Source organism: Lactococcus hircilactis, assembly GCF_009601015.1.
GTDB classification, from domain to species: domain Bacteria; phylum Bacillota; class Bacilli; order Lactobacillales; family Streptococcaceae; genus Lactococcus; species Lactococcus hircilactis.
In genome coordinates this window covers 13,017-28,563 of the sequence record NZ_WITJ01000021.1, presented here as the reverse complement: position 1 = coordinate 28,563, position 15,547 = coordinate 13,017, and the positions used below count along the sequence as shown (strand labels likewise).

Below are 15,547 nucleotides of genomic sequence, written 5' to 3'. Positions count from 1 at the left end.
AAAACTTTTGGAAGTGTGCTATTATAAGTCATATAAGTCGTGCGCTTTCTAATGCTTAGTGGTTTAAGATTAGGATAGCACGACTTATTTATTTTCCAATGAAATTAACTAGCAATTCGGGTATAACTATTATATCATAGCAACGATCATTTGAAAAATCTTATGCAATTTTGCATAAAATAAATTGAATAAGGCATTATTTATGACTTGACTTTTAAATAATTATGCAGTAAAATGTATATATATTAAAAAATAAGAGGATTTAAAAATGGAAAACAAAAAAGTAGTTTTGGCATATTCTGGTGGATTGGATACAAGTGTTGCCATTAAGTGGTTGACAGATAAAGGGTTTGATGTTGTTGCGGCATGTATGGATGTGGGTGAAGGAAAAGATTTGAATTTCATTCATGACAAAGCATTGCAAGTGGGCGCAATAGAGTCTATCGTGTTGGATTGTAAAAAAGAATTTTCTGAGATTTTTGTTGGCGCTGCACTCAAAGGAAATCTGATGTATGAAAATAAATATCCTTTAGTTTCTGCATTGTCGCGTCCTTTGATCGCCAAAAAATTGGTTGAAGTCGCAAAGCAAACGGGTGCGTCAGCGATTGCTCATGGCTGTACAGGAAAAGGAAACGATCAGGTTCGGTTTGAGGTGGCGATTCATGCGCTAGCTCCTGAGCTTGATGTCATTGCGCCAGTGCGGGAATGGCACTGGGCGCGTGAAGAAGAGATAAATTATGCGATGGAGCATCATATCCCAATTCCTGCAAATCTTGATAATCCTTATTCGATTGATATGAATCTTTGGGGACGTGCAATTGAGGCTGGGGTGCTTGAAAATCCATGGAACACTTGTCCTGAGGATGCATTTTTCATGACAAAAGCAGTAGAAGATGCACCAGATGAAGCAGAATATATTGAACTTGATTTTGAAGCAGGCTTACCTGTGGCATTGAATGGGCAAAAAATGGATCTTTATCAGTTGGTCAATGAAGTGAATATCTTGGCTGGAGAACATGGTGTGGGTCGGATTGATCACATTGAAAATCGTTTGGTGGGGATTAAATCACGTGAATTTTATGAATGTCCAGGGGCTTTGACACTTTTGAAAGCTCATAAAGATTTGGAAGATTTAACGTTTGTTCGAGAATTAGCGCATTTTAAACCTGTCATTGAAAATGAATTGTCAAATTTGATTTATAATGGATTGTGGTTTAATCCTGCGACACAAGCTTTAGTGGCTTATCTCGATGAGACACAAAAAGTAGTGAATGGGACGGTTAAAGTAAAACTTTACAAGGGAAATGCGACACCAGTTGGGCGAAAATCTGCAAATTCATTGTACAATGAAAATTTGGCGACTTACACTGCAGCAGATGAATTTGATCAAGCAGCTGCTGTTGGATTCATCAAACTTTGGGGATTGCCAACACAAGTGAATGCGCAAGTGAATAAAGATTAATCTGTTCGATTTCAATTAAGGGAAACAGAGAGTTGCTATTGAGATACGAAAATGGAAGGAGCGAGGTCAGAGAGCCTCGCTACCATTATTTTTTGCGGATAAAATGAGGAGATTCATTCGTGCGTTTTTAGGAATTTAGCATCGAAAATCGCAGCTCTTGGCTGATTTTTTCAGCCATAACAGGAATTACCAAATCAAAACAGATGAAAGATAGAAAAGAGTAAAGATGGTAGAAAAGCTTTGGGGTGGACGTTTTGAGCAAGGGCTCGATCAACAGACAGAAGAATATGGTGCGTCAATCAAATTTGAGCAACGTTTGGCGCCGTTTGATTTGCAAGGGTCTCTTGCACACGTGAAGATGCTTGGAGAGACTGGAATTATTAGTCAAGACGAGGCAAAACAAATCGCTCAAGGACTGGAATTAGTAGAGCAAAAGCTGATTGCAGGGGAGATTGAGTTTAAAATAGAAAACGAAGATATCCACATGAACATGGAATCTTATCTGACGCAAGCAATTGGTCCTGTCGCTGGAAAACTCCATACTGCACGGTCACGCAATGATCAAGTTGCAACAGACATGCACTTGTACTTAAAAGCGGTGCTTAACCAGATGCTGTCAGCACTGACAAAACTTCGAGAAACGATTGTAAACCTTGCTGTCAATCAAGTTGACACCGTGATGCCAGGTTATACGCACTTACAACACGCACAACCGATTTCTTTTGGACAGCATTTAATGGCATATTATCAGATGTTTACACGTGATTTTGAGCGATTTGAATTTAATATCAAACATACAAACATGAATCCACTTGGAGCTGCAGCATTGGCTGGGACCACATTTCCGATTGATCGGAAGTTGACAACACGTTTACTTGATTTTGAAAAACCGTATGCGAATTCGATGGATGCAGTCAGTGATCGGGATTTCATTTTAGAATTTTTGTCAAACGCAAGCGTGCTAATGATGCATTTGTCTCGTTTGTGCGAGGAAATTTTGCTGTGGTGTTCTCATGAATTTCAGTTTGTGACCTTATCTGATGCCTATTCGACTGGTTCGTCAATCATGCCACAAAAGAAAAATCCAGATTTAGCAGAATTAATTCGCGGAAAAACAGGACGTGTTTATGGGAATCTGGTGGGGCTTTTGACGGTCATGAAAGGATTACCGCTTGCTTATAATAAGGATTTGCAAGAAGATAAAGAAGGAATGTTTGATTCTGCAGATACGATTTTGACAGCAGTTGAGATTATGAGTGGCATGTTATCTACAATGACAGTCAACAAATCCGTCATGGAAACTTCGACACAAAAAGACTTTTCAAATGCAACAGAATTGGCAGATTATCTTGCGAAAAAAGGACTTCCATTTCGCCAAGCTCATGAAATCGTCGGAAAATTGGTTCTTGATTGTACTAAAAAAGGCATTTACTTGCAAGATGTGAGTTTAGAGGATTATCAAAAGCTGTCAGTACTGATAGAAAAAGATATTTACACGGTTTTACAGTCAGAAGTTGCTGTGGCTCGTCGGACGTCGCTTGGGGGGACGAGTTTTGATTCTGTTTTGGCACAAATTGCGGCTGCAAAAGATGAATTAAAGAAACATTAAATAAAAATAAGTAAAATGAGCAAGTAAACCTTCTTGTTCATTTTTTTAGTGTAAAATAGATAAAGTAATTGTAAAAAAGTTAATATTATTAGCTTTTTCGTTACTGAAAATAGCTTGAAAAAGAGTTGAAATAGTTTTATACTGAATGAGAGTAGTTTTTTGCTCTAAGACGTTTTATGATGAAAGAAAGAAAAAATGGCAAGAATTGCATTAAACCAAGAAAAAATAGTACTGGCTACGATTGATTTGGCTAAAAAAATAGGGCTATCTAATGTCAGTTTTCCAAGGTTAGCAGAGTATTTTGAGATAAAGTCACCATCTCTTTATAATCACTTTAAAAATATGGAAGAAGTACGTGTTGCGACAGCGGTCTATGTGCATCGGATTTTGAATCATCAACTGACGCAGTCCATGATTGCAAAAAAACCTGCGGATGCGCTTCATGCTTATGCAGAATGTTATAGAAATTTTGCAGATGAATATGCAGCGGTTTATGAGCTGATCAATATGATTCGTCAGACTAGAAATGAGGAATTAATTGAACTTTCTAATGAAAACATAAGGTTAATTGGTCGGAGTTTAGAAAGTTTTCATTTTTCCAGAGCAGAAGTATTGCACAAGAGTAGAGCATTTCGCTCTTCGCTTCATGGTTTTGTGACGCTTTCGCAACTTGGGTATTTTCAAAGAGGCGAAGCTTCAAAAGAAGATTCTTTTGAATACATGGTTACTGAATTCTTGGAAACATTGACGGATAAAACATCACCATTAATAGAAAAAAGATAAGAAAATACTGAACCGTTTTCATTCCTCCTAGTGACATTTTACGTTTATTATGTTAAAATAAAAAATGGTAATTTCAGTATGGAGGAAGTGGCTTGGCTATAAAAAAAAAATATCGTGTGAAACGCTCAAGAGATTTTGAACAAATCTTTTCAGCCAAACATAGCTTTGCCAATCGAAAGTTTGTGATATACACACTGGATACAGCCCATCCTCATTATCGTGTGGGGATTTCTGTGAGCAAAAAATTAGGACACGCTGTCGTTAGAAATCGCGTTAAAAGACTGATCCGTCATGCAGTGGCGGAATTTACCCCGCGTCTTGAAAATGTTGATTTTGTAGTGATTGCGCGTTTAGGTGTGCAAGATTTAACTTTTGAGGAGGTTAAAAGAAACCTCAAACATGTTTTGAAATTATCAAATATCTATGTAGATGGAGAAATTGATTGAAGAAAAAAATCGCTTTGATCTCAATTGCGGCAAGTAGCTTGTTCGTATTGACAGCATGTGGAAATTCTGCTGTAACAAGCTCGTCAACGAACCTTTGGGATCAACTTGTATATGGTTTTGCTCAGATTATTCGTTTCTTGTCATTTGGTGGATTAACTGGTGTCGGCATTATCTTATTTACGATTATTATTCGTGCGGTTTTATTGCCGTTGATGAATATGCAGATTAAATCTAGCCAAAAAATGCAAGAAATTCAACCTGAAATTAAAAAACTTCAGGCTAAATATCCGGGCAAGGACATGGAATCTCGCCGTTTGATGCAAGAAGAAACGCAAAAACTTTATGCGGAAAATAAAGTCAATCCTTATATGGGCTGTTTACCGCTTGTGGTTCAAATGCCTGTACTTTGGGCGTTGTATCAAGCGTTATCACGTGTTGACTTTCTTAAACATGGGACGTTTTTATGGTTTGATATTGGAGCGAAAGATCCGACCTTTATTTTACCAGTTCTTGCAGCTGTATTTACCTTTTTGAGTTCTTATCTGATGATGAAGTCTGCTCCTGAAAAAAATGCAATGACAACGTCAATGACGTACATTATGCCTGTTTTTATTTTTATTATGGCTGTCAATATTGCATCTGGGATTGGACTTTACTGGGTGATGTCTAATGCGTTTCAGGTTTTCCAAACGTTGCTCATTGCAAACCCTTGGAAAATTTTAGCGGCGCGCGAATCTAAAGCTCAAGTGCTAAAAGATAAAGAAAAAGCACGAGAACGTGCGATCAAAAAAGCCAAAAAGAAAAAATAATTCGTTAATCATTAAATCATTTGAAGGTTCTTTCAATGATTTTGTCATACCAAGATTTTTAAGGCGAAGTCCTTTTTAGGAGGACTAATAAATAAAACAGGAGTAGTTAACAATGGCTATTTTTACTGGAGAGACAGTCGAGGACGCGATTGAGCGTGGACTGAATAGATTGGGAATTAAACGTGAAAACTCACATGTTCACGTCATTCAAAAAGAGAAAAAAGGTTTTTTGGGGTTTGGGAAAAAACGAGCGAAAGTTGAAATTGAAACCATCCAAGAAGAAACCGTTCGTAAAGCGGATCATTTGGCTGAACGCGGGGTTGAGTCAGTCAATCTTGGCGTGCCTAAAGCAAAGTCTGCGATGGATGCAACGCTTGAATTGAGTCAAATCGTGAAAGCTGTACGTGCAGCAGAGCGTGAGAAAAAAGGCGAGATCACTGAAGAAGAACGCAATGAAATCATTGAGAGCGCGAAATTGACGGTCACTCAAAAAATTAAAACAGATGAATTAGATGAAGTGTTTGAAGCGCTCCAAAATGAGGAAATATCAAGTGAGTCAAAACCATCAGCCGTTTCACAAGAGCATGATGCTGAGATCATTGATAAAATTTCTGATTATTTGATTCAAATGACCAAAGGAATGGGCATTGAGACACAGGTTTCGATTAGTTCTGATGGAATACTGACAGTCTTTAATTTGAATTCTGAACACGATGCGCTTTTGATTGGAAAACATGGTAAGATTTTGCAAAGTTTACAAGTGCTTGCAAAGGCTTATGCCAACAGCATTTTAAATACACGTATGAATATTGCAGTTAATGTTGGCGATTACCATGAAAAACGCAAAGCATATATTGTCAGTCTTGCTCATCGCGCTGCAGAACGTGCGCGTGGTGGTGAGACGGTTTATATTAATGATTTGCAATCCAATGAACGTAAGATTGTTCATACCATTATTTCACAGGAAAGAGGCGTTTCAAGCCACTCTGAAGGTCAAGAATTTAATCGCTATATTGTGGTGACTAAAGGAATTTAAACTTGACAAATCTTATTGGATAGTGTAAGATTGTTAAGTATGCTTTTTTAGAAAAGTAATAAAATCATCAATGAAAGGAACACCGCATCAACGGTGGAGCTACTTTCAACCTGATTCTAGCCATTTTTTGGTGATGATGAGTGTTTAAGTGAAGTAGCCCAAGGACTAATAATGAAACGTACTTACCAACCCCATAAAAAACCTCGTAAGACTACTCACGGATTCCGTGCTCGTATGGCAACTAAAAATGGCCGTCGTGTCCTCGCAGCTCGTCGTCGCAAAGGACGTGCTTCACTTACAGTTTAATTAAGACTTGTTCAAAATTAAAAGTGCAGGATTTATTTTGTTCATCAAAATGACTGCGATAATTTGTAAATGATAAAAATCAGCTGATGCTGGTTTTTTTGTTTAAAATTAATTTTTTAAACCGTTTTCAAAAAATGTGCTATAATAAGACTACGAATGAGATGGGCAAACTTGTTTTGAGAAATGATAAAACTCATGATTTTGTTTGTCATCGTCTAAAAAAGGAGAACTTATTTTGAAAAAAATTCAAATTGGTGAGATGTCAGCTTCTCAAATTGTACTGGGTTTGATGCGGATCAATGAAAAAGGAAAAGATCCAGTGCGTGCGCTAGAAACTGCCTACGCAGGAGGAATCAATTTTTATGATCATGCAGACATCTATGGTGGTGGTGAGTGTGAAAAAATTTTTGCGCAAGCGTTAAAAGAGAGTTCCATTAAGCGTGAAGACATTTATATTCAGTCGAAAGTTGGAATTCGTCCTGGGATTGCATTTGATTTCAGTAAAAAGCACATTCTAAATGCAGTAGAAGGATCGATGCAACGTTTGGGAGTGGATTATTTGGATTCGTTGCTTTTGCATCGTCCAGATACATTAGTTGAGCCTGAGGAGGTTGCACAAGCTTTTTCTGAGCTGGAATCTTCTGGTAAAGTGCGCCATTTTGGTGTTTCAAATCAAAATGGAGGTCAGATTGAACTTCTTAAAACAGCAATCAAGCAGCCTTTGTTGATGAATCAGCTTCAATTTGGAGTGATGCATACGGGGATGGTTGATGCAGGAATTCATGTGAATATGACGGATGCTGGATCTGTGAATCATGATAATGGCTTACTTGAATATAGTCGGATTCATCAGATGACGATTCAAGCATGGAGTCCTTTCCAATACGGCTTTTTTGAAGGCCCATTTGTTGGAAATGAGAAATTTCCAAAATTAAATGCTGAACTCCAAACGCTCGCTGATCGCTATGGTGTGACTCCGACAGGGATTGCGATTGCATGGATTAATCGGCATCCTGCAAATATTCAAACTGTGATTGGTACAATTACGCCAAGTCGAATCAAAGAGGTGTGTGATGCGAGTGATGTGGTGTTGACACGTGAAGAATGGTATGCCATCTATCAGGCTGCTGGAAATATTTTGCCATAAAATTAAAAGTAAAGGATCGGTTTTGTGACGAATCTTTGAAACGTTTGATTTTTTATCGAAGGATGTATTACTTCGATTTTTTTATTAATTTGAGGACGGATTCATCATCAATTTCATTTTTGAGTAGGTCAAAGCATTTTTCCTGATCTTTTTACGAGTTTTTAAAAAAGTAAATTGTTTCACGGAGTGATTTTTGGGATGTGATGAGTGTTTATTAGTCAAGGTCGCGTGTTTACTTATTTTTTTGTTATTAATTTATTATTTTTTGGGCGAAATGAATTGAAAAATAGGATAAAATAGCTTATAATAGAGCTACGTCTAAGAATAGAAAGACTTGCGTTTCTTTATAGAATCGGTGCTGGTTTTTGTCAGTACTGACAAAAAATAAAAGATGAAATGCAACAATAAAGGAGGTGTCTTATGGGATTTACAGATGAAACTGTCCGCTTCGAATTTGGAGATTCAGACAAAAAAGAAATTAGTGAAACGCTTGTGAATGTGTATGATGTGTTGAAAGCAAAAGGCTACAACCCAATCAACCAAATTGTGGGTTATGTTTTATCAGGTGACCCTGCGTACATTCCTCGTCATGACGATGCACGAAATAAAATTCGTCGTTTTGATCGTGATGATATTGTTGAAGAATTAATCAAAGATTACTTGAAAGCGCATGGAGTAGATCTCTGATGTTTGCACGAATATTAGGACTTGATGTTGGGACAAAAACGGTTGGCGTTGCAGTGAGCGATTTGCTTGGAATCACTGCACAACCGATTGAAACCATCAAAGTTGATACAGAAAATGGTGCGCTTGGCTTTGAACGTTTGGGCGAATTGATTCAAGAATACCAGCCGTCAAAGATTATCTTGGGACTTCCAAAACACATGAATGGAGATGAAGGCATTCGTGCTGAAGCTTCTCGTGATTATGGCACTCGTGTCGCTGAGAATTTTGGTGTTGCTGTTGATTATCAAGATGAGCGCCTCACGACAGCCCAAGCAGAAAAAGTTCTGATTGCTGGTGGGGTTCATCGCAAAGATCGGAAAAAGTCGATTGATAAACTCGCGGCAGTTTTGATTTTGCAAAATTATCTTGATTCGCATAAATTTTAAAAAAGAGGAATAACATGGCACATACACATGACCACGAACACGAACATCATGAAGATGAAGAACGCTACATTACATTAATTGATGATGATGGTTCAGAAAGTTTGTTTGAAATTTTGCTTACGATTGATGGGCAAGAAGAATTTGGTAAAAATTATGTTCTTGTGATGCCTGTTGATGGGCAAGAAGATGAAAATGGAGAAGTTGAAATTCAGGCTTATTCTTTCACTCAAAATGAGGATGGTTCAGAAGGGGATTTAACACCAATCCCTGAGGATGCTGATGAAGAGTGGGATTTGATTGAGGAAGTTTTTGATAATTTCATGGATCAACAAGAAGAGGAACTCTAAAATCTGTCAGTACTGACAGATTTTTTTATTGTTTTTTTGATTTAATTTTATAAAAAATCAGAAAAATTTCTAAGTTTATTGAGTAGATTGACTTTTTTTGATATAATTTTTATATTAAACTACAATTGGATCATAAACAATTGTGTTGGAGGATAAATGTCGAAAAATTATGGTTCACGTGCTGAAAGAAGAGCTCAAGAAACAGCACGTCAGAGCACATCACTTGAGGACGAAAAAAACGTGATGGTGTCTGAAACACCGGCAATGAAGGAGAATTCTCAACCTTTGGCTAATGAATCTCTTTTGAATAGAGCCGTACGTGAGCGATTGGGTGAGGAGAAAGATCACTATTCATGGGTGTCTTATGGCGTTATTTTCGTGATGGGATTTATTTTAAGCTTGACCTTTTATAGTTTTCCTTTGATCAATACCATGGCGACAGCGGTTCCTTCTCAATATTTGTACTCTGGATTTGCGATGACTCATGGATTAACGCCCTATAATGATTTTTTTGGATCCGGTGGTGCGCTCTTTTACTTCATCAATTGGATTGGAAATCTTGCGGGAAATTCGATTTTACTTTATGTTTTTGAGCTGATCGCTTTGGTTGCTAGTGGGATTCTTGCTTATCGATTGGTGGTTCACCAAACATTAAGTAATGATGCTGGCGTGGTCGTTTCTGCGTTTACAATGGCGACTGCGGCTGGTTTAGCACGTGGTGGTGTTGCCCCAACATTGCTTGCATTTCCGTTTGCTTTGTGGGCAGTGAAGTTCTTGGATGTGTACTTTCAAGAGGATCGTAAAGACGGCACTTTTGTTTTATTTGGAATGGCTGGCGCAGTTGTATTAACGATTTCACCTGTAATGTTCATTTTCTTTTTGGTATCATCACTAGCACTATTGATTTTCAATGTGTCACAATTAAGGATTGGGCGAGGAATTTATCAGGGACTTTGTATGGTATTTGGCCTACTTCTTGTGGGATATGCTGTGGCTTATTATGCCTTGGATCAACAAACGATTTATACTTCGCTTGAACAGTCCATCTTTATTCCAGTGACGCATTTTGGGTTACGTGGCGATGTGCTGCTCACGCTTGCGCAGTCTCTGGTTTTGCTTCTTGTTTTTGGAATTGTGACTGGATTTGTGCTTGGCGTATTTCAGGTGCGTGTGGCAAACACTTCACGCGTTTGGTATGTGCTGCTTTTGATTGGAGCGGTTGTGGTCAGTGTGATGGCTGTGATGGCCCCTACTTTTGATAGTTCTAATTTTTTAGCAGTGTTACCATTTTTAATGATTTTTCAAGGTAAAAGCATGGCTAAAGCTGTTGAAGAAAAGAAAAATTTATGGTTGACTTATCTTCAAAATAAGCTTTTTGCACCGATTATGGTTGTGATTTTTGTTTTTGCAGCACCTTTTATTTTTGCTGCACTTAATCATTCCACGTTTACTTCGGAAAAAGCTGTGGTACAATATATAAAGGATAATACATCGAGCAAGGATAGTGTATATGTTTTATCTGCGGATAAAAACATAAACCGTCTTTCAAAACGCACCTCAAAAATTGATACTGTTCCGGAGTATTATCCTACAAAATTTAAACAAACTTATGATTTGAACATTGCGACTGCCCAAAATAAATGGATCGTGATTCAATCTTCTTACCCTATTCCAAACAGCTTATCTGCCACATTAAAAGCAAATTATCAGTCTATTGGCTCGGGTAAGGGAGAGTTTACTATCTATAAAAAGAAATAAGGGAGTTTTCTTGTGCAACTTTCTAAGTGAAGGGAGAAAAAAATGCGAGATTTTGAAAAATCACAAAAATTAAATCATGTTGCTTATGATATCCGTGGTCCAGTCCTTGATGAGGCACAGCGGATGCGAGCGAATGGCGAGAAAATCTTGCGTTTGAACACAGGAAATCCCGCTGAATTTGGCTTTTTAGCGCCCGATGAAGTGATCCAAGATTTGATTCATCATGCGGTGGAAAGTGAGGGTTATTCAGACTCTAAAGGAATTTTTTCTGCCCGTAAAGCCATCATGCAATATTGTCAACTCAAAGGCTTTCCTAATGTCGATGTGGAAGATATTTATACAGGAAATGGTGTTTCTGAACTGATTGTAATGGCCATGCAGGGGCTTCTTGATACCGGAGATGAGGTATTGATTCCAATGCCAGATTACCCGTTGTGGACAGCGTCTGTGAGCCTTGCTGGCGGGAATGCGGTGCATTATGTATGCGATGAGCAAGCGGGATGGTTTCCAGATGTAGATGACATCAAGTCAAAAATCACATCGAACACAAAAGCGATTGTTTTGATCAATCCAAATAATCCGACTGGAGCACTTTATTCCAAAGCATTATTGCTTGAAATTGTGCAAATTGCGCGGGAAAATGATTTGATTATTTTCTCAGATGAAATTTATGATCGATTAGTTATGGATGGTTTGACACATACACCCATTGCGACACTTGCTCCCGATTTATTTGTGGTCACAATGAATGGCTTATCTAAGTCACATCGTATCGCAGGGTTTCGTGTAGGGTGGATGGTTTTATCTGGAAATAAAGCGCACGTGAAGGGTTATATTGAAGGATTAAATATGCTGTCGTCGATGCGATTGTGTTCCAATGTATTGGCTCAGTCCGTCGTTCAAACTTCGCTTGGTGGGGTACAGTCGGTTGACAAATTATTGCTGCCTGGTGGGCGTATTTATGAGCAACGCAACTTTATTCATAAAGCGATTAATGATATTCCAGGACTTACAGCTGTAAAACCTCAAGCGGCATTTTATATGTTTCCTAAGATTGATCGCGAGCTTTATAATGTTGATAATGATGAGCAATTTGTGTTAGATTTTTTGAAAGAAGAAAAGATCTTATTGGTTCATGGGCGCGGATTTAACTGGAATCAACCTGACCATTTTCGGATTGTTTATCTCCCTCGTGTGGATGAATTAGCAGAAATTCAAGAAAAAATGGAACGCTTTTTAAGAAAATACAAACGGTAATGAAAAGAGTGACTGTTTGATGCTCAGAGTAAAAATAAAAAGTGCCGTCGTTCAAGGACGCGAAAAAAACAACCTTTAGGCTTGTGTTGTCTTCTCCTTTTTTGGAGTAAAATGAACGTTGTCATCCGTTTAAACTAACAAATTTTGTTAGTTTTTTTGATTAAAAACACAATTGACATCTAAAAAAATAATTTTGCAAAAAATAAGTGATAATTTTCAGACAATTTATATTGTTTTTTATATTTATTTATGTTATAATTATCATGAAAAATTTTGATTAATGATCCAAAATAGGAGAAAAATTTGACTACATTACTTGAAAAAACACGTAAAATCACAGCAATTTTGCAAGATGGAGTGACGGATTTACAGCAAGAACTCCCATATAATAGTATGACAGAGCGTTTAGCTAATGTTATTGATTGCAATGCTTGTGTGATAAACACAAAAGGCGAATTGCTTGGCTTTTCATTGCCTTATAACACGAATAATGAGCGCGTGAACCAATTCTTTAGTGACCGCAAATTACCAGAAGAATATGTTCGTGGTGCAGTTCGGATTTACGATACAATGGCCAATGTCCCTGTTGACAAACCTTTAGCGATTTTCCCTGAAGAGTTGCTGGCAGAATATCCTGAAGGTGTCACTACTTTAGCACCAATTTACGGCTCAGGAATGCGACTTGGAACGTTTATCATGTGGCGCAATAACGAACCTTTTAATGATGATGATTTGGTTTTGGTTGAGCTTGCGACAACTGTGATTGGCGTTCAACTTTCAAATCTTAAGCTTGAACAGATGGAAACAAATATCCGTAAAGATGCGATGGCAACGATGGCGGTTAATACGCTTTCTTATTCTGAAATGAAGGCGGTCAAAGCCATCATCGAAGAACTCGATGGCGAAGAAGGGCACGTGATTGCTTCTGTCATTGCTGACAAGATTGGAATCACACGTTCTGTCATTGTTAATGCACTACGTAAGCTTGAAAGTGCTGGTGTCATTGAGTCGCGTTCACTTGGGATGAAAGGAACCTATCTCAAAGTGCTAAATAACGGATTGTTTGACAAACTGGCTGGACGAAATTTCTAAGGCGCTTTAGTTTAAAATGTGACAGCCATATAAACTTGCGGTATATATTTTTGTCAGTACTGACAAAAAATACTGTATGCTTTTTTGATATCATTTTAAATGATCAAAATCTGGAAATCCTGCCTTGAAATGACAGGATTTTTTTATTTTAAAAAAGAGATGTGAAAATGATGGATTAGACCATTGTCATTACTGATACACTAAGTCTTAATCCTGTTTTTAGTGTTGACGAAGCAATTTTGTGGGATCAAGATTCAGAAACTCAGTAGCGCATCAATCGTACAAGCCGTCCACATCAGCGCACCGAAATTGAGGGACATCGTTCATTGTGGAAAAACGGGTGGTGATTTTGCGATTTCTGGTGAAAAAGAGATTTTGTCAGTACTGACAAAAGAAGTCTGGCATCACGGCGTTGCAACGACACTTTTGAAGCATTCTGTCAGTACTGACAGAAAACTTTTGGCGCGCATTTATGAGGAAAATAAGATCAGTCCGCGCTGTTTCCAAAATGCTGATTTTGAGATTGAAAAAACCGTGTGTGAAGCCGAGAAAAAACTCTAAATTTTTGCTATAATTGAGAAGAATAAACTCTAAAATTGGAGAAAAATAATATGAGTCAAATTACAACAGAAGAAGTCAAGCACGTTGCTGAACTTGCAAAACTGGAATTTGCAGAGCAAGAAATCTCTGGATTTACAGAAACTCTTGGTAAAATTATCGAGATGGTTGAAATGCTTGAAGAAGTGGATACACAAAATGTCCCTTTCACGATGAACGTAGCGGACAACGACAGCAGGATGCGACAAGATGTTGCTGCGGCTCCTTTTGACCGTGAAAAATTACTTGAAAATGTGCCCACACACGAAAACGGCTACATTAAAGTACCAGCGATGCTTGCAGACGGAGGAGATGCTTGATGTCATTGAATGATAAAACACTCAAGGAGTTACATGAACTTCTTGTCAATAAAGAAATTTCAGCAGTAGAACTGACCCAATCAACGCTTGAGGACATTACATCACGTGAAGATAAAATCGGTGCATTTTTGAACATCATCGAAAAAAAAGCACTAGAACAAGCTCAAACCATTGATGCACGTGGCATTCGCTCAGAAGTTCTGACTGATGGCATTCCACTGGCCGTCAAAGACAATATCGTCACGAATGGAATCGAAACTACAGCAGCCAGTAAAATTTTGAAAGGTTGGATTCCACCATACGATGCCACAGTGGTTGAAAAACTCTATGATCAAGGGATGATTATTGTTGGAAAAGCAAACATGGATGAATTTGCGATGGGAGGATCAGGGGAAAATTCTGCTGTGAAGCCAACGCACAATGCCTGGGATTTAACCAAAGTTCCTGGTGGATCATCATCAGGTTCAGCAAGTGCAGTTGCCTCTGGTCAAGTGCGTTTCTCACTTGGATCAGATACAGGCGGATCCATTCGACAACCAGCAAGTTTTAATGGCATTGTCGGAATGAAACCGACTTATGGTCGTGTATCGCGCTGGGGATTAATTGCTTTTGCAAGTTCGCTTGATCAAATTGGGACATTTTCACAAACGGTTGAAGAAAACGCACAACTTTTACAAGTCATTTCAGGATTCGATCCAAAAGATTCTACCTCGTCACATTTTGCCATTCCAGATTACACATCAAAAATCGGTCAGGACATCAAAGGCATGAAAATTGCGCTTCCTAAAGAGTATTTTGGAGCAGGTATTGATGAGAGCGTCAAAGCACAAGTCCTTGCGGCAGCAAAACACTTTGAGTCACTTGGCGCGATCGTTGAAGAAGTAAGTCTTCCACACAGCAAGTATGGCGTGGCTGCTTACTACATCATCGGATCCTCAGAAGCAAGCTCAAACCTTCAGCGGTTTGATGGAATTCGCTATGGTTACCGCGCTCAAGCGATTAAAAATTTGGAAGATTTATATGTCAAAACACGTTCTGAAGGCTTTGGTGAAGAGGTAAAACGCCGAATCATGCTTGGGACATATAGTCTTTCTGCCGGATTTTATGATGCTTATTTCAAAAAAGCAGGACAAGTTCGTACACAAATCATTGAAGATTTCGCAAAAGTTTTTGGACAATACGATTTGATCCTGGCCCCTACTGCTCCAACTGTGGCATTTGATTTGGGAAGTCGCATTGATGATCCAATCGCAATGTATATGGCGGATATTTTAACGATCCCTGTGAATTTAGCTGGGTTACCAGGCATCTCAATTTCTGCAGGTCAAGTGGACGGCTTACCTGTTGGAATGCAGTTGATTGGAAAACGTTACTCAGAAGAAACGATTTATCAAGCGGCGGCGGCCTTTGAAGCAACAACCGAGTGGCATAAAAAACAACCCGTGATTTTTGGAGGGAAGAAATAA

The 15,547-nt window shown here is 38.3% G+C and carries 17 protein-coding genes; all 17 read left to right on the top strand.

From position 1 onward, the window contains the following. Positions 1-268 precede the first annotated feature (268 nt). The 17 genes from GHI93_RS11360 (at position 269) to gatA (ending at position 15,547) form a co-directional block, all read left to right on the top strand. Complete coding sequence (locus GHI93_RS11360) at positions 269-1,462, top strand: argininosuccinate synthase (protein ID WP_153497145.1); 1,194 nt, start codon at positions 269-271, stop codon at positions 1,460-1,462. 226 nt (positions 1,463-1,688) lie between these two features. After that, on the top strand, positions 1,689-3,071 hold the full coding sequence (argH, locus tag GHI93_RS11355) for an argininosuccinate lyase (RefSeq protein ID WP_153497144.1): 1,383 nt from the start codon (positions 1,689-1,691) through the stop codon (positions 3,069-3,071). Between the two features lie 195 nt (positions 3,072-3,266). Then, on the top strand, positions 3,267-3,854 hold the full coding sequence (locus tag GHI93_RS11350; RefSeq protein ID WP_153497143.1) for a TetR/AcrR family transcriptional regulator: 588 nt from the start codon (positions 3,267-3,269) through the stop codon (positions 3,852-3,854). 92 nt (positions 3,855-3,946) lie between these two features. Then, positions 3,947-4,300, top strand: a complete 354-nt coding sequence (rnpA, locus tag GHI93_RS11345; protein ID WP_153497142.1) for a ribonuclease P protein component — start codon at positions 3,947-3,949, stop codon at positions 4,298-4,300. Beyond that, complete coding sequence (locus GHI93_RS11340; RefSeq protein WP_153497141.1) at positions 4,297-5,109, top strand: YidC/Oxa1 family membrane protein insertase; 813 nt, start codon at positions 4,297-4,299, stop codon at positions 5,107-5,109. Before rnpA ends, GHI93_RS11340 begins: the two co-directional genes overlap by 4 nt. 112 nt (positions 5,110-5,221) lie before the next feature. Continuing rightward, positions 5,222-6,145 carry an RNA-binding cell elongation regulator Jag/EloR gene (gene jag, locus GHI93_RS11335; RefSeq protein ID WP_153497140.1) on the top strand — a complete coding sequence of 308 codons (924 nt, stop codon included), beginning with the start codon at positions 5,222-5,224 and terminating at the stop codon, positions 6,143-6,145. Between the two features lie 171 nt (positions 6,146-6,316). Next, the gene (rpmH, locus tag GHI93_RS11330; RefSeq protein WP_003135255.1) at positions 6,317-6,451 is read left to right on the top strand and encodes a 50S ribosomal protein L34; all 135 of its coding nucleotides are present in this window, start codon (positions 6,317-6,319) and stop codon (positions 6,449-6,451) included. A 235-nt stretch (positions 6,452-6,686) separates the two neighbouring features. Next, positions 6,687-7,598, top strand: a complete 912-nt coding sequence (locus GHI93_RS11325; protein ID WP_153497139.1) for an aldo/keto reductase — start codon at positions 6,687-6,689, stop codon at positions 7,596-7,598. A 420-nt stretch (positions 7,599-8,018) separates the two neighbouring features. Further along, entirely contained in the window at positions 8,019-8,285 is a 267-nt protein-coding gene (locus tag GHI93_RS11320) for an IreB family regulatory phosphoprotein (RefSeq protein ID WP_153497138.1), read from the top strand. Then, the gene (ruvX, locus tag GHI93_RS11315) at positions 8,285-8,710 is read left to right on the top strand and encodes a Holliday junction resolvase RuvX (protein WP_153497137.1); all 426 of its coding nucleotides are present in this window, start codon (positions 8,285-8,287) and stop codon (positions 8,708-8,710) included. Before GHI93_RS11320 ends, ruvX begins: the two co-directional genes overlap by 1 nt. A gap of 14 nt (positions 8,711-8,724) precedes the next feature. Next, complete coding sequence (locus tag GHI93_RS11310) at positions 8,725-9,057, top strand: DUF1292 domain-containing protein (RefSeq protein WP_153497136.1); 333 nt, start codon at positions 8,725-8,727, stop codon at positions 9,055-9,057. 156 nt (positions 9,058-9,213) lie between these two features. After that, on the top strand, positions 9,214-10,815 hold the full coding sequence (locus tag GHI93_RS11305; RefSeq protein WP_153497135.1) for a glycosyltransferase: 1,602 nt from the start codon (positions 9,214-9,216) through the stop codon (positions 10,813-10,815). Between the two features lie 42 nt (positions 10,816-10,857). Then, complete coding sequence (locus GHI93_RS11300) at positions 10,858-12,072, top strand: pyridoxal phosphate-dependent aminotransferase (protein WP_153497134.1); 1,215 nt, start codon at positions 10,858-10,860, stop codon at positions 12,070-12,072. Positions 12,073-12,375: 303 nt separating this feature from the next. Continuing rightward, positions 12,376-13,164 carry a GTP-sensing pleiotropic transcriptional regulator CodY gene (codY, locus tag GHI93_RS11295; protein WP_153497133.1) on the top strand — a complete coding sequence of 263 codons (789 nt, stop codon included), beginning with the start codon at positions 12,376-12,378 and terminating at the stop codon, positions 13,162-13,164. 225 nt (positions 13,165-13,389) lie between these two features. Then, positions 13,390-13,725: a hypothetical protein gene (locus tag GHI93_RS11290; protein ID WP_153497132.1), complete on the top strand. Its 336-nt coding sequence runs from the start codon at positions 13,390-13,392 to the stop codon at positions 13,723-13,725. A 50-nt stretch (positions 13,726-13,775) separates the two neighbouring features. Next, positions 13,776-14,081, top strand: coding sequence for an Asp-tRNA(Asn)/Glu-tRNA(Gln) amidotransferase subunit GatC (gene gatC, locus GHI93_RS11285; protein ID WP_153497131.1), 306 nt, complete (start codon positions 13,776-13,778; stop codon positions 14,079-14,081). Beyond that, positions 14,081-15,547 (top strand): Asp-tRNA(Asn)/Glu-tRNA(Gln) amidotransferase subunit GatA, encoded by a 1,467-nt coding sequence (gene gatA / locus GHI93_RS11280; protein ID WP_153497130.1) that lies wholly within the window; start codon positions 14,081-14,083, stop codon positions 15,545-15,547. The genes gatC and gatA overlap by 1 nt, the downstream gene beginning before the upstream one ends.

What these genes read in the sequence shown, in the direction of transcription:
- GHI93_RS11300 (WP_153497134.1), top strand. Translation starts at nt 10,858, where the DNA reads ATGCGAGATTTTGAAAAATCACAAAAATTAAATCATGTTGCTTATGAT.
- gatA (WP_153497130.1), top strand. Translation starts at nt 14,081, where the DNA reads ATGTCATTGAATGATAAAACACTCAAGGAGTTACATGAACTTCTTGTC.
- GHI93_RS11305 (WP_153497135.1), top strand. Translation starts at nt 9,214, where the DNA reads ATGTCGAAAAATTATGGTTCACGTGCTGAAAGAAGAGCTCAAGAAACA.
- GHI93_RS11320 (WP_153497138.1), top strand. Translation starts at nt 8,019, where the DNA reads ATGGGATTTACAGATGAAACTGTCCGCTTCGAATTTGGAGATTCAGAC.
- argH (WP_153497144.1), top strand. Translation starts at nt 1,689, where the DNA reads ATGGTAGAAAAGCTTTGGGGTGGACGTTTTGAGCAAGGGCTCGATCAA.
- GHI93_RS11310 (WP_153497136.1), top strand. Translation starts at nt 8,725, where the DNA reads ATGGCACATACACATGACCACGAACACGAACATCATGAAGATGAAGAA.
- GHI93_RS11360 (WP_153497145.1), top strand. Translation starts at nt 269, where the DNA reads ATGGAAAACAAAAAAGTAGTTTTGGCATATTCTGGTGGATTGGATACA.
- jag (WP_153497140.1), top strand. Translation starts at nt 5,222, where the DNA reads ATGGCTATTTTTACTGGAGAGACAGTCGAGGACGCGATTGAGCGTGGA.
- GHI93_RS11350 (WP_153497143.1), top strand. Translation starts at nt 3,267, where the DNA reads ATGGCAAGAATTGCATTAAACCAAGAAAAAATAGTACTGGCTACGATT.
- rpmH (WP_003135255.1), top strand. Translation starts at nt 6,317, where the DNA reads ATGAAACGTACTTACCAACCCCATAAAAAACCTCGTAAGACTACTCAC.
- gatC (WP_153497131.1), top strand. Translation starts at nt 13,776, where the DNA reads ATGAGTCAAATTACAACAGAAGAAGTCAAGCACGTTGCTGAACTTGCA.
- ruvX (WP_153497137.1), top strand. Translation starts at nt 8,285, where the DNA reads ATGTTTGCACGAATATTAGGACTTGATGTTGGGACAAAAACGGTTGGC.